Raw genomic sequence first — 13,303 nt, 5'->3', positions numbered from 1 at the left:
TGGCGAAGATGTTAATCACAGCTTATCCATGTTTGTTGCCCACATTCTGATAACCCGTTGCAGGTCGGTGGCGGTAAAAGGTTTTGAGATGTAGTCAGACATGCCGGCAGCCACACATGCCTCGCGGTCGCCTTTCATAGCGTTGGCGGTTAACGCGACAATCGGTACATTGGTGTAGCGTTCGCCTGCATCGCCGTGGCGAATGCGGCGAGTGGCTTCAAAGCCATCCATTTCGGGCATGTGGCAGTCCATCAGTATCATATCGAACTGAAGTTTCATTTGATTTAGTGCGTTAATCGCCTCTTTACCATTGCTGGCGGTCATAACCTTATGCCCATTTAAATTTTCACGTGCAATTAACTGATTTATTTCGTTGTCTTCTACTAATAAAATTTTCGCCGCTGGAAGCTTTTCAGCGGGTTTCAGGTCATCTGCGTGGTTATTGTCTGTCAGCTCTTGATAGGCTTTCGCCAGCTGAATAGTGAAGTTGAAAGTACTGCCCTGACCCTTTTCGCTGTTTACCGTAATATCGCCCCCGCACAGCTGACAAAGCTGACGGGTAATGGCCAGCCCTAAGCCGGTGCCACCAAAACGACGGGTGGTGGTATTGTCTTCCTGGGTGAAGACTTCAAAAATATTGTTAATTTTATCTTTGGCGATACCAATACCGCTATCGCGCACAACGCCCCGTAGTTGCCATTGATGACGCTGATCAACCAGTTCGACCAACACCGATACCGCGCCTTCTGAAGTAAATTTAACCGCGTTGCTTAACAAATTGCCCATGATTTGTCTTAACCGCACCGCATCCCCGGTGACATAGTTTGTCTCTTTCAGATTAAGCTGAACATTAAGCTCAATACCTTTATTGTTGCAGTTGATGTAGTACTGCTCGAAAATGGTTTCCATTAACAAGGAAAGATTAAACGGAACATGTTCAATATTAAGCTGACCGGCCTCAATTTTTGAAAAGTCGAGAATATCATTAACAATATGTTGCAGGTTATGCATGCTTTGCAGCGCCAAAGACAGATATTTACGCTGCTTTTGGTCAAGCTTTGATGCGTCAAGCAATTGCAGGGTGCCTGAGATACCATGAAGTGGGGTGCGAACTTCGTGGCTCATACTGGCTAAGAAGCTAGACTTCAGGCGGGCAGATTCTTCGGCTTTAGCCTTAGCCTCTTCAAGGTATTCCCGGGTTTTTTCCTGTTCGGTGACATCCTGGAAAAACACCACATAGTGAGTCACCACGGTGTCTACCCGGACTGGAGTCATGGCCAGACGCCCATAAAAAGTTTGGCCATTTTTTTTGTACAGTAAAAGGGTTTCTTCAAAAGGCTGGCCTACTTTTACCTTTTCAAACATTCGCTTTAAAGTAGGGCGTTCTGTTTTAGGCCCTACCAGTATAGTAGCCGGTTCACCCAATGCTTCTGAGGCCTCAAAACCACTTAACTTACTAAAGTACTCATTTACGTACACAATTGGCATTTGAGTGCGGGTAATATCGGCAATCGCAATAGAAACGGTTGCGCTTTCCATTGCATGGGTCATTAACCGGTTGCGGCTTTCTAAGTCGCGCTGGTGGCTAACATCATTACCCACCAAAATGGTTCCAATCACTTCTTTTTTATCATTTACAAAGGGTAACAGCGCCCATTTAATTGTAATTTTTCTGGGCACGGCAACATCGGTATAAGTGGCATCCAGCGTTTTACTGGTTTGAGCTAAGTAACCACTGATGCGCTGTAATTCAGTCGCACCCAAATTAAACTGTTCAGCAACCCGCGCATAGCGCTGATTACAGGTCACCATTGTATTGTGGTTATCAAGCACCACCAATAGCTCTTCAAGCGAGTCAATAACATTGGCAAATTGCTTATTAGACAAGGTGATGGTCATTAAATTAGCAGCCAAATTGTCAAATGCCGAACGAATTTGAGCCAGTTCGGCAGGCTCATCTTTTGGTGAGCCTGAATGAATGACCGTGGTTTGCTGCATACGAACCAAAATAGACTTATATAGCGCGTCAAGGGTATTGGCGGTAAGACGCGCAGCCCGGTTAACACTGTGCAAACTAACCGCCAACGTTGCAATAATGCTAAGCAACAGCACGGCAATAAGCCACAATACTGCCCCATAGGCTTGGGGAATCGGCGACAGGCTGTAAAGCGTCAAATTTTGCCACTGACTTGAATGCACGGTTGAGTAGGGGTATTGGTCTGGTAAAAAGACACTTAGTGGCGCAACCTCATCAGGTTGCGTGCTGTAAAGAACCTTATTGCCGGGGCCGACGATAATTTGGGTGGCGCTGTTCTCTCGCTTATTTAAAAGCTGGCCTATATCTTTTACGTAAAATACCAAAGCACCTTCTATTGACGCGCTGATATGTACCGGTACGGCCATCACCATGCCATATTCGTACATCTGCCAAAACTGCTGACCTTGTTGAAGGGTAGGCGCATGCCAAAGAGTGTTTATTTCTGGTGGGACCGTATTTTGCCAGTTTTTACTGATAATGGGTTGACCCGAAAAATCGAATAATGCCAGGCTTACATCGGTGGCGCGCGACAGTCTTAATGTTCTGAAAAAAAGCGGCAGGTAATTATCTCGCTGCTCTAAGTCTATAAAGCTGTTAACTACCAAATCGTTACCGGCAATGCTTTCTAATAATAACAGGGTATCGCGAACACTGAAGTTAATATCAGTACGCAGGTTATCGATGTATTGCTGCTGACTGGACGACACTTGTTGATGTGCAAAGTACACCACGGCTGTGCAAATGAGCAGGCTGAAAGCAAAAATCGCCGCCAGCAGTTTTGGTAACAATATCCTTTGTAGAGTACTTGCCAGCGAGGGTCTTGCAGACATCTTTACCTCATTATAGGAATTAGATTTCCGTTGGCGTTAAAGCGCGCCATAAAATAATCATCTGCCCACAAGGCATCGTGCCGTTTGCGGGTAAACGCTGGGTGATACACTTTTACTGTACCCTGGGTTTTTGGCAAATTTTCCATGGCCTGGCGAATATCGGCTATCTGAATGCTATCGGCCTGTTTAACCGCTTGGGCCAGTAATAACACTAAATCGTATGCATGAGCCACGCCCACCACGGCCGGTACTGCGTCAGGCGCCGCTTTACCATAAGCTGCCTGATAGTCTTTATAGAGTCTAGCAGCTGCCGGGTTGTTCTGGTAAAGAAAACTAAAAGTCTGGATAACCGATATATCAAGCTCGGATAAAATCTTTGGCCCCACAGTGGTAACAAAGTTACCACTAGCAATGCCCCAATGCGAAATAACAGGCATTTTGCCGCCCATGGTGCGGTGCAAGGCTTTGCTGACCACCGCGCCTTCTGGTGCGTTGGCAACCATAATAACAGCGTCTACCCCAGCAGCATCAATGCTGATTGCTGCGTCGTCAAAATCTTTTTGTTGCCAGTTTATCCAGGTGACTTTCTCAACTGAAATATCGTTGGCCTGAGCTGCGTTTTTGATTGACTCCAGGTTAGAGCGACCCCAGCCTGTGCGCTCTAATGCTAATGCCACACGTTTGAAACCCCGCGCCTTTGCGTGCTTAATTAATACCGACGCAGCTTCGCTGTCGCGTATTGAAATACGAAAAACATTACCAGGTTCAAAGTTGTTGTCTACCACTGCGGTCCCTGCAGCCCAGGGGCCAAGGTACAACAAATTGTGTTTGTGTAACAATGGCAGCTCAGCAATAGCGACTGGAGTATGAATGCCACCCACTATCGCCAATAAGTCTTTTGTTTGTGCTAACTGACGGATATTTGCCACGCCCCGGGCCGGATTACCCCGGTGGTCTTTATGAATAATGCGCAAAGGCCGTCCCAACACCCCCCCTTCCTGGTTTATTCTTGCCACCGCCAAAGCTACGCCTCGGGCAATTGCGTTGCCACCCTCTACCGCGACTGTGCTAAAATCTGCATCTATAGCGATAAACAACGGCTCTTCATCTGGCTCGGTCGCAAATGCAGTACCTACAAATAATAAAATAAACAGCAAAATACAGTTTAACGTTCGCACTCGCACAACCATTAAATTTTCATTAAATCTTAATCAATGTATCAATCGTAGAGCTTTTCTGTTGTTTATCAATTAGACAAACGGCGATGTTAGGTAATACAAGGCTGTAAGTAGCGCATAAGTAAGCCGTTTAAAAAGGGAATAAAGGCGGCAAAACGAACGAAAAATACACTCATGCGGTATAAATCGTGTTTAGCCCCGCGTTGCCTGATGCGTTGCACCAGGTTCCTGGCCTTTATCGCTACACACTTAATCAGTCAGTAATCATAAGGAGTCTTATCGCGGTATGAATAAACAGCCACCCTCATTCATAGATGTCGAAGCGTCTGGGTTCGGTTCGGCCAGCTACCCTATAGAAGTTGGAGTAAAGCGTGCAGACGGCGCTCGCTTTTGTCGGCTTATTTATCCTTTAGAAGACTGGACTCACTGGGACGCTCAGGCCGAAAGTCTGCACGGTATCAGTCAGCAGGATTTGTATGAGCATGGTTATCCTATTCGACAGGTTTGCAACGAGCTTAACCAATTTTTGGAAGGGCAAACGGTGTATACCGACGGCTGGGTGGTTGATTACCCCTGGTTAATCAAGCTGTTTGATGCGGTACGTTTAACGATGGCTTTTAAAGTAACCGCGTTAGATTATATATTGAACGAACAACAGATGGAAAACTGGCATCTAACCAAAGAGTCATTGCAACACCGTTTTGACGGCCAGCGCCACCGGGCCAGCGCCGATGCTGAATTAATTCAATTGACATTTTTGCACTCTCAAGCGCAAGGTAGGTCAAAACACATCTTGGATTAGTACTATGCAACAGTTACAACAGCGGGTGGGCATTATTGGCGGTATGAGCTGGCAGTCTACGGCGTTGTATTATGCGCTGCTAAACAAACAGATACATGCCCGACTAGGCAGCTTGCATAGCGCTGATGTGCTTCTTCATAGTGTCGATTTTCAGCACATCAGCAGTTTACAACATAATCAGCAATGGGGAGATCTGGCCGACTTAATGGTGCACAGCGCCCAGGCACTCGAAAATGCCGGAGCAACAGCCATCGCAATAGCCACCAACACCATGCACAAGGTGGCACCCCAGGTAGCACAAGCTATTTCTATCCCATTGCTAAATGTCATCAATGCCACCGCAGATCATTGTCGGGCCGACAAGCTCCAGCATGTGGCCTTGTTGGGTACGCGTTTTACCATGCAGGATGACTTTTACCGTGACGGCTTAAATAATTACGGGCTTAAGGTGTCCACACCTGACCCTGATGCTCAGGACCTCATTCATCGCATTATTTATGATGAACTGTGTCAGGGAGTGGTGACCGATACCGCGCAGCAGCAGTTTTTGGCGATTATGAAAGATATGTCAGAGCAGGGCGTGCAGGGGTTTATTCTGGGATGTACTGAAATTGGGCTGTTGATCAATTCGCATATTACCCGGCATACATTAGTTGATACGACCGAAGTACATACCCGCCAGATAGTCAATCATTTGTTAGGGCATTAAAAGTAATACTGCACACCTAATAATACACTGTTGATGTCTTGTTCGGCCACTTCGCGGTATTCGTATTCGACCGCCATATTGAACCGCTGGTACTCGCCAAGTTGCCAACCTACGCTGGCTGCCATGCCGGTAGCCGAGATATGATAAAGCTCAACCGGAAGACGCACAGCCTGTACGTTGCTGGTTTGAAACGCAGCAAACAAGCGTTGCGACCGATCGTACGGTAGGGTTCGGCTGGCGCTAAAGCGTAAGGTATCAGGCAGACCAAACGAGTGTAACTGAGAAGCCCAGGCCGGGTGATGCAAAAAAGCTTTGTCGTATTTGATATCAAACGACCATTTAGGCATAGCTTGTGAGCGATACAACCATAACTGATAATTTGATGCACTCAAAAGCTCGGCTGGGGCAGCGGTTGGTTTTGCAGATTCAAAATCATTGGCTAATGCAGACGCGCTGGTAATCGTATTAAACGTTGCGATAAGTACACAAATTAAAAATATACGCTTCATTTGGCCAGCATCCATAGTTGAAAAATCACACAAGCATCTGCGCGCTACCCTTTTTAATACTGATAAGTATAGGCAGGTCTTTTGCTCTTTGTCGTTTAATTGTGACAACGTAGTTATGTATTACAATATGTTTAAAGATTAAGTTTGCCTGACATGCCCTATTTTTTAGAGCGTGAATCTTGCTAAACCCATCTTTACAGTGCCTATTAAAACAAAAAAGCGCTGATAGCCCAAGCCGGACTATCAGCGCTTTTGTCAAAACCTGCTAATTATTGCGCTAAGTAGTTGCTATACCGACGCTTTTAGTGCTTCGGCCCGGTCGGTACGCTCCCATGGGAAATGTTCACGACCAAAGTGACCATAAGCCGCAGTTGCGCGGTAAATCGGACGCTCGAGATCCAGCATTTTAATCAGCCCATAGGGACGTAAGTCAAAATGTTCACGCACCAGTGCAACTAGAGCTTTTTCGTCTACTGTTGCTGTGCCAAAGGTTTCAATACTAATTGAGGTGGGTTCAGCCACGCCAATAGCATAGGAGATTTGAATCTCGCAGCGCCGTGCCAGACCGGCTGCCACAATGTTTTTGGCAACATACCGACCCGCATAGGCCGCAGAACGATCTACCTTAGACGGATCTTTACCCGAAAACGCACCGCCACCATGACGTGCCATGCCGCCATAAGTATCCACGATAATTTTACGGCCAGTAAGACCACAATCGCCCACCGGGCCACCAATGACAAAACGACCCGTCGGGTTAATGTGAAATTTTGTGTTGCCGGTTAACCATTGTTCAGGCAGTACCGGCTTGATAATTTCTTCCATCACCGCTTCACGGACCTGCTCGGTGGTAACACTGTCACAATGTTGGGTTGATAACACCACAGCATCAACGCCTACCGGCTTGTTGTTTTCGTATACAAACGTTACCTGACTTTTGGCGTCTGGGCGTAAAAAGTCAAGTTTACCCGATTTACGTATTTCGGCTTGTTTTTGTACCAAACGATGCGCGTAAGTGATTGGAGCCGGCATAAGGACGTCGGTCTCGTCACTGGCATAGCCAAACATCAGGCCCTGGTCTCCGGCGCCTTGTTCTTCAGGGCTGGTACGATCTACCCCCTGGTTAATATCCGGCGACTGCTTACCAATAGCGTTAAGCACCGCACACGAGTCAGCATCAAAACCCATGTCTGAATGAGTATAGCCAATCTCTTTAACGGTTTGCCGGGTTAACTCTTCGATATCAACCCAGGCTGAGGTGGTAATTTCGCCGCCAACCAGTACCATGCCGGTTTTAACGTAGGTTTCGCATGCCACCCGAGCTTTGGGATCCTGTTCCAAAATAGCATCCAGTACCGCATCAGAAATTTGATCGGCAATTTTGTCTGGATGACCTTCTGATACTGACTCGGATGTAAATAACTGCGTAGCCATAAATTCTCCGTTAGGTTTTGACCTCAATAAAGGGGTAATTGTACTGGATATACTTAAAAACACCAGTCTTTACATCTGGACGTCTAAAAGTCTATTTGTTACGTTTGGTTGACAGCAAGCGCGTTACTGTCAGCCAAAATGATAAACAGATGGTGACATTTTTTTACAGGGGCGTCTGCTATTCCAGTAAAACACATTGCAGTAGTGGGGCGCTTAGGTAAGAATAGTTGCTATTTTCACGTATAACAGACCAAACCCTACGTGTAAGCGTAAAACAACCATGCTTGCGTATACCCTTGGCTGTAGAAACACAATAACCAGGAGACATCATGCCCACTCGTCGTGAACTTGCCAATGCTGTCCGTGCTTTAAGCATGGATGCAGTTCAAAAAGCCAAATCGGGCCACCCGGGTGCGCCCATGGGAATGGCCGACATTGCTCAGGTACTGTGGTGCGATTTTTTATCGCACAACCCGACTAACCCCGACTGGGCTAACCGCGACCGCTTTGTTCTGTCAAACGGCCACGGCTCAATGCTGCTTTATTCGTTATTGCACCTTACCGGTTATGACCTGCCCATTGAAGAGCTGAAAAATTTTCGTCAGCTGCATTCAAAAACCCCGGGTCATCCCGAATACGGTTATGCCCCCGGCGTAGAAACGACCACCGGCCCGTTGGGTCAGGGTGTCAGTAACGCGGTAGGTATGGCACTGGCCGAAAAAGTAATGGCCGCACAGTTTAACAAGCCAGATCACGAGATTGTTGATCACCACACCTATGCCTTTTTGGGGGACGGTTGTTTAATGGAAGGTATCTCGCACGAGGTATGTTCATTAGCGGGTACGCTGGGTCTGGGTAAACTGATTGCGTTTTACGATGACAATGGCATCTCGATTGACGGTGAAGTAGAAGGCTGGTTTACCGACGACACCGCGGCTCGCTTCAAAGCTTACGGCTGGCAGGTAATCGAACATGTCGACGGTCACGATGCCGATGAGGTTCGCAAAGCCATTGAAGAAGGTCGTAGCAATACGTCTGCACCTACCTTAATTATTTGTAAAACCATTATTGGTTTTGGTTCGCCTAACAAGCAAGGGTCTGAGTCTTCTCATGGCGCGGCGCTAGGCGAAGATGAAATTGAAGCCACTCGCGAAGAACTTGGCTGGACCGCTGCCCCCTTTGAAATTCCGGCAGACGTTGCAGCAGAATGGACCGCTAAAGATAAAGGCCAACAGGCGCAACAAGCGTGGGAAGACAAATTTGCCCAGTACCAAAAGGCATTTCCTGAAGAAGCGGCAGAGTTTTCGCGCCGTATTAAAGGTGATTTGCCCGGCAACTTTGTTGAAAAAGCCGACGAGTACATTGCTAAATTACAAGCCAATCCAGAAAAACTGGCTACCCGTAAAGCCTCGCAAAATGCATTAAATGCGTATGGTCCGCTATTACCAGAAATGGTTGGCGGTTCAGCCGACCTTGCAGGCTCTAACCTGACCATCTGGGAAGGCAGTAAAGGGGTAATAAATGACGATGCCAGCGGCAACTATATTTATTACGGCGTACGCGAATTTGGTATGTCAGGTATTATGAATGGCATGGTGCTACACGGTGGTTTAAAAGCCTACGGTGCCACCTTCCTGATGTTTATGGAATATGCCCGTAATGCGGTACGCATGGCTGCATTGATGAAAGCCCCCTCTATTTTTGTGTACACCCACGATTCGATTGGTTTAGGTGAAGATGGTCCTACGCATCAACCGGTAGAACAGCTGGTGGCCTTGCGTTCAACACCTAACCTGGATAACTGGCGTCCGTGCGATCAGGTTGAGTCGGCGGTAGCCTGGAAACAAGCGATTGTGCGTAATGATGGTCCTACCTCGCTTATTTTTACCCGTCAGGGTGTTGCCCAGCAAGAGCGCAGCAAAGACCAGGTCGCGGCTATTGAAAAAGGCGGTTATATTTTAAAAGATTGTGACGGCACACCTGATGTTATTTTAATTGGCACAGGTTCAGAGGTTCAGCTTGCGGTTGAAGCCGCCGAGCAGCTTGCCGGGCAGGGTACCAAGGCGCGTGTGGTTTCTATGCCTTGCACTGATGTGTTTGATCGTCAAAGCAGCGAGTATCGTGACAGCGTATTACCCTTGGCGGTAACTCGCCGCGTAGCGGTAGAGGCGTTGTCTAAAGACAGCTGGTACAAGTATGTTGGCTTTACCGGCGCCGTTGTAGGCATGGACACCTTTGGGGAGTCAGGCCCGGCAGACGATCTGTTTAAACATTTTAATATTACCACCGAGGCGGTTGTCGAGGCAGCTAAATCACTGCTTTAAACGCTAAATACAGGCGGTAAATATGGTCAGAGTTGCCATTAACGGCTTTGGTCGAATTGGCCGCAATGTGCTTCGCGCCCTGTACGAGACAGGGCGCAATCAGCATATCCGCGTTGTCGCCATTAACGAAATAGCCAAGCCACAGGGCATTGCCCATTTATTAAAATACGATACCGCCCATGGGCGGTTTCCCTTTGAGGTGACACTAAAAGACCGTCACCTTGAAGTGGCGGGCGATAATATTCAACTGTTTGCCCAACACGATATAACAGGTTTGCCCTGGCGCGAGCTTGGGGTAGATATTGTGCTTGAATGTACCGGAGTGCATCAGGATCGCGCCGCCGGACAAGCTCACCTGGATGCCGGTGCGGGTAAGGTGCTGTATTCTCAGCCAGGCAGTCACGATTTAGACAATACCGTTATCTTTGGCTGTAACGAAGAAACTCTCAAGCCTCATCATCAACTGGTGTCTAACGGCTCGTGTACCACCAATTGTATTGTGCCGGTTATTCAGATACTAGATGAAGCTTTTGGCGTACAAAGTGGCACCATCACTACTATCCATTCTTCAATGCACGATCAAATGGTGATTGATGCGTATCATGACGACCTGCGCCGCACCCGCGCCGCCAGTCATTCAATAATACCGGTTGATACCCGCCTGGCTCGGGGTATTGAACGTATTTTGCCAAAGTTTGCGGGTAAGTTTGAGGCCATTGCGGTGCGTGTGCCTACTATCAATGTCACCGCCATGGACTTAAGTGTGACCCTGGCCGAAAAAGTATGCATAAATAAGGTCAACACCGTATTGAAAAAAGCCCGGGAAGGGCGGCTATCGGGTATTGTTGATTACACCGAAGAGCCTCTGGTATCGATTGATTTTAATCATGATCCTCATTCAAGTATTGTAGATGGCACCCAGACCCGGGTCAGTCACAATCAATTGGTGAAAACATTAATCTGGTGTGACAACGAGTGGGGGTTTGCCAATCGCATGATTGACACCGCCCAGGCGATGTATCATGCCGGACAAGCTAAATAAACCGTATACGTATGGCAGTATTGCGCTACACACAGTTCATTATTAGGGAGACGCTATGACAATTCCAACTATGCAAGATTTTTCGTTAGACGGCCAGCGGGTATTGATTCGCCAGGATTTGAACGTACCGGTTAAAAACGGCAAAGTAACGTCAGACGCCCGTATTAAAGCGTCAATTCCTACCCTTAAAACGGCGCTTGAAAAGGGCGCTGCGGTAATGGTGATGTCGCACCTGGGACGACCCACCGAAGGTCAGCCAGAAGACGAGTATTCTTTGCAGCCCGTGGTTGATTATCTTAACGATGCGCTGTCGGTAAAGGTGCGTCTGGTTAAAGATTATCTGGACGGCGTTGACGTTAAGCCGGGCGAGCTGGTTATTTTAGAAAATGTTCGCTTTAATACAGGCGAGAAAAAAGACGACGAAACCCTGGCCAAACAGTATGCTGCTTTATGCGACATTTTTGTAATGGATGCGTTTGGTACTGCTCACCGGGCGCAGGCGTCTACCCATGGCGTAGCCAAATTTGCTCCTAAAGCGTGTGCCGGCCCGTTATTAGCCGCCGAACTTGATGCATTAGGCAAAGCACTGGATAACCCTGCGCGCCCCATGGTGGCTATTGTGGGTGGCTCAAAAGTATCTACCAAACTTACGGTACTTAAATCACTGGCTGAAAAAGTAGACCAGCTAATTGTCGGTGGGGGTATTGCCAATACGTTTATTGCGGCTCAGGGGCATAATGTGGGCAATTCTTTGGTTGAAATGGATCTTGTCGATGACGCCAAGGCATTAATTAGCGGTGCGCAGGCAAACGGTGGGGATATTCCGGTACCTACTGATGTGGTGGTAGGCAAGGAGTTTTCAGAGTCAGCCGAAGCTACCCTTAAAGCGGTAGACAAAATAGATGCAGATGACATGGTTTTTGATATTGGTCCCGAGTCCACAAAAGCGCTGGCGTCAATTTTAAAAAATGCCGGTACTATTGTATGGAACGGGCCGGTAGGCGTATTCGAATTTGACCAGTTTGAAGCAGGCACTAAAGGCATTGCTGAGGCTATTGCCAACAGTGATGCATTCTCAATTGCTGGTGGTGGTGATACATTAGCAGCGGTAGATAAATACGGTATTGCTGATAAAGTATCGTATATTTCAACCGGCGGTGGCGCGTTTCTTGAATTTCTTGAAGGCAAAACGTTACCGGCAGTTGCCGTGCTGGAACAAAAAAAACAATAATCCAGCAGCAACGCTATACAGTTTCAGATTAGCTGTTTAGACAACCGGTGTACCTTTCAGGTGCACCGGACAATAAATATAAACCCTACACCTGCCGTCACTGGCAGTAACAAAAAGGAATGTTGCTCATGACATCACAAGCTCAAAACGCGATGTTGGAAAAAGTAAAAACCGCGGATGGTTTTATCGCTGCATTAGATCAAAGTGGTGGTAGTACTCCTAAAGCTCTGCGTTTATACGGCGTAGAAGAGTCGCAGTATAGCAACGACGATGAAATGTTTTCTTTGGTCCACGAAATGCGTACCCGCATTATAACTTGCACCCCCTTTAATGGTGAAAGAGTGTTAGGTGCTATTTTGTTTGAAAATACACTGGACCGTGAAATTGAAGGCAAGCCCAGCGCCCGCTATCTGTGGGAAGACAAGCAAGTTGTGCCCTTTTTAAAAGTCGACAAAGGGTTAAATGATGAGGCCGACGGCGTGCAAACGATGAAGCCTATGCCTGAGTTGGATGCACTGCTTGAAAAAGCCAACCGTCAAAATGTATTTGGCACCAAAATGCGCTCGGTTATTAAACTGGCTAATGAAGCCGGTATAAAGTCAGTGGTTGAGCAGCAGTTTGAAGTTGGCCGCCAAATATTGTCAGCGGGCCTGGTTCCTATTATCGAACCTGAAGTAGACATCAACAGCACTGAAAAAGCACAAGCCGAGACGTTACTTAAAGCGGCTATTGTTAACGAGCTGGATAAACTCAGTGACGACCAGCAGGTTATGCTCAAACTTACCCTGCCTGAAGAAGATAACTTTTACACTGAATTGGTAAAACACCCAAAAGTATTAAAAGTGGTCGCGTTATCGGGAGGCTACAGTCGCGAGCAGGCCAATGAAAAACTGCGTTGCAATTCTGGCATGATCGCCAGTTTTTCACGTGCACTGACCGAAGGCATTAATGCAGCACAAAGCAACAAAGACTTCGATAGTGTGATAGATGAAACGATAGAATCAATTTATCAGGCCTCCAAAGCCTGATAGCCTTTCAGGGCCGCCGCACCGGCGGCCTTTTTATTATTACTTTTCTGCCGTTAGGTTTGCCATGCTATACGCAGGTAAACATTCGGATGTACCGATTTTGACGTCACCCTATACAATTGCTAACTTATTAAGTAAGGCTGACCGTTTTTAGCGGCAACCTATTTTATTACAAACA

General features: G+C 47.3%; 10 protein-coding genes. 6 read left to right on the top strand and 4 right to left on the bottom strand.

The features are described from left to right. Positions 1–15 precede the first annotated feature (15 nt). Both JK130_RS00215 and JK130_RS00210 read right to left on the bottom strand, forming a co-directional pair. Positions 16–2,868: a hybrid sensor histidine kinase/response regulator gene (locus tag JK130_RS00215; protein ID WP_218352190.1), complete on the bottom strand. Its 2,853-nt coding sequence runs from the start codon at positions 2,866–2,868 to the stop codon at positions 16–18. Between the two features lie 2 nt (positions 2,869–2,870). After that, a complete protein-coding gene (locus tag JK130_RS00210; protein WP_343210964.1) occupies positions 2,871–4,046 on the bottom strand; it encodes an ABC transporter substrate-binding protein in 1,176 nt (391 codons plus the stop codon). A 286-nt stretch (positions 4,047–4,332) separates the two neighbouring features. Between JK130_RS00210 and JK130_RS00205 the strand changes: the two genes are divergently transcribed. Both JK130_RS00205 and JK130_RS00200 read left to right on the top strand, forming a co-directional pair. Continuing rightward, positions 4,333–4,848: a 3'-5' exonuclease gene (locus tag JK130_RS00205; protein ID WP_218352189.1), complete on the top strand. Its 516-nt coding sequence runs from the start codon at positions 4,333–4,335 to the stop codon at positions 4,846–4,848. A 4-nt stretch (positions 4,849–4,852) separates the two neighbouring features. Continuing rightward, a complete protein-coding gene (locus tag JK130_RS00200) occupies positions 4,853–5,557 on the top strand; it encodes an aspartate/glutamate racemase family protein (RefSeq protein WP_218352188.1) in 705 nt (234 codons plus the stop codon). Here the strand turns inward: JK130_RS00200 and JK130_RS00195 are convergent. Both JK130_RS00195 and metK read right to left on the bottom strand, forming a co-directional pair. Further along, entirely contained in the window at positions 5,554–6,066 is a 513-nt protein-coding gene (locus JK130_RS00195; protein ID WP_218352187.1) for a hypothetical protein, read from the bottom strand. The two genes, JK130_RS00200 and JK130_RS00195, sit on opposite strands and share 4 nt — an antisense overlap. 288 nt (positions 6,067–6,354) lie before the next feature. Continuing rightward, the gene (metK, locus tag JK130_RS00190; RefSeq protein ID WP_218352186.1) at positions 6,355–7,500 is read right to left on the bottom strand and encodes a methionine adenosyltransferase; all 1,146 of its coding nucleotides are present in this window, start codon (positions 7,498–7,500) and stop codon (positions 6,355–6,357) included. A gap of 329 nt (positions 7,501–7,829) precedes the next feature. On the opposite strand from metK, the gene tkt reads away from it, so the two are divergent. The 4 genes from tkt to JK130_RS00170 all read left to right on the top strand — a co-directional run bounded on the left by tkt (position 7,830) and on the right by JK130_RS00170 (position 13,125). Then, positions 7,830–9,824 (top strand): transketolase, encoded by a 1,995-nt coding sequence (gene tkt / locus JK130_RS00185; RefSeq protein ID WP_218352185.1) that lies wholly within the window; start codon positions 7,830–7,832, stop codon positions 9,822–9,824. A gap of 22 nt (positions 9,825–9,846) precedes the next feature. Continuing rightward, positions 9,847–10,866: an erythrose-4-phosphate dehydrogenase gene (gene epd / locus JK130_RS00180; RefSeq protein WP_218352184.1), complete on the top strand. Its 1,020-nt coding sequence runs from the start codon at positions 9,847–9,849 to the stop codon at positions 10,864–10,866. Between the two features lie 55 nt (positions 10,867–10,921). Next, a complete protein-coding gene (locus tag JK130_RS00175; protein ID WP_218352183.1) occupies positions 10,922–12,097 on the top strand; it encodes a phosphoglycerate kinase in 1,176 nt (391 codons plus the stop codon). Positions 12,098–12,225: 128 nt separating this feature from the next. Then, entirely contained in the window at positions 12,226–13,125 is a 900-nt protein-coding gene (locus JK130_RS00170) for a fructose bisphosphate aldolase (protein WP_218352182.1), read from the top strand. Positions 13,126–13,303: the final 178 nt, after the last annotated feature.

This window comes from Alteromonas lipotrueiana (assembly GCF_019249245.1).
Lineage (GTDB): Bacteria > Pseudomonadota > Gammaproteobacteria > Enterobacterales > Alteromonadaceae > Alteromonas > Alteromonas lipotrueiana.
Note: the sequence above shows the minus strand (reverse complement) of the source record. Positions and strands in the feature narration are given on the sequence as shown.

Bases quoted from the DNA above. Each gene is read 5' to 3' on its own strand.
- JK130_RS00215 (WP_218352190.1), bottom strand. From the start codon at position 2,868: ATGTCTGCAAGACCCTCGCTGGCAAGTACTCTACAAAGGATATTGTTA.
- JK130_RS00205 (WP_218352189.1), top strand. From the start codon at position 4,333: ATGAATAAACAGCCACCCTCATTCATAGATGTCGAAGCGTCTGGGTTC.
- JK130_RS00200 (WP_218352188.1), top strand. From the start codon at position 4,853: ATGCAACAGTTACAACAGCGGGTGGGCATTATTGGCGGTATGAGCTGG.
- JK130_RS00195 (WP_218352187.1), bottom strand. From the start codon at position 6,066: ATGAAGCGTATATTTTTAATTTGTGTACTTATCGCAACGTTTAATACG.
- metK (WP_218352186.1), bottom strand. From the start codon at position 7,500: ATGGCTACGCAGTTATTTACATCCGAGTCAGTATCAGAAGGTCATCCA.
- tkt (WP_218352185.1), top strand. From the start codon at position 7,830: ATGCCCACTCGTCGTGAACTTGCCAATGCTGTCCGTGCTTTAAGCATG.
- epd (WP_218352184.1), top strand. From the start codon at position 9,847: ATGGTCAGAGTTGCCATTAACGGCTTTGGTCGAATTGGCCGCAATGTG.
- JK130_RS00175 (WP_218352183.1), top strand. From the start codon at position 10,922: ATGACAATTCCAACTATGCAAGATTTTTCGTTAGACGGCCAGCGGGTA.
- JK130_RS00170 (WP_218352182.1), top strand. From the start codon at position 12,226: ATGACATCACAAGCTCAAAACGCGATGTTGGAAAAAGTAAAAACCGCG.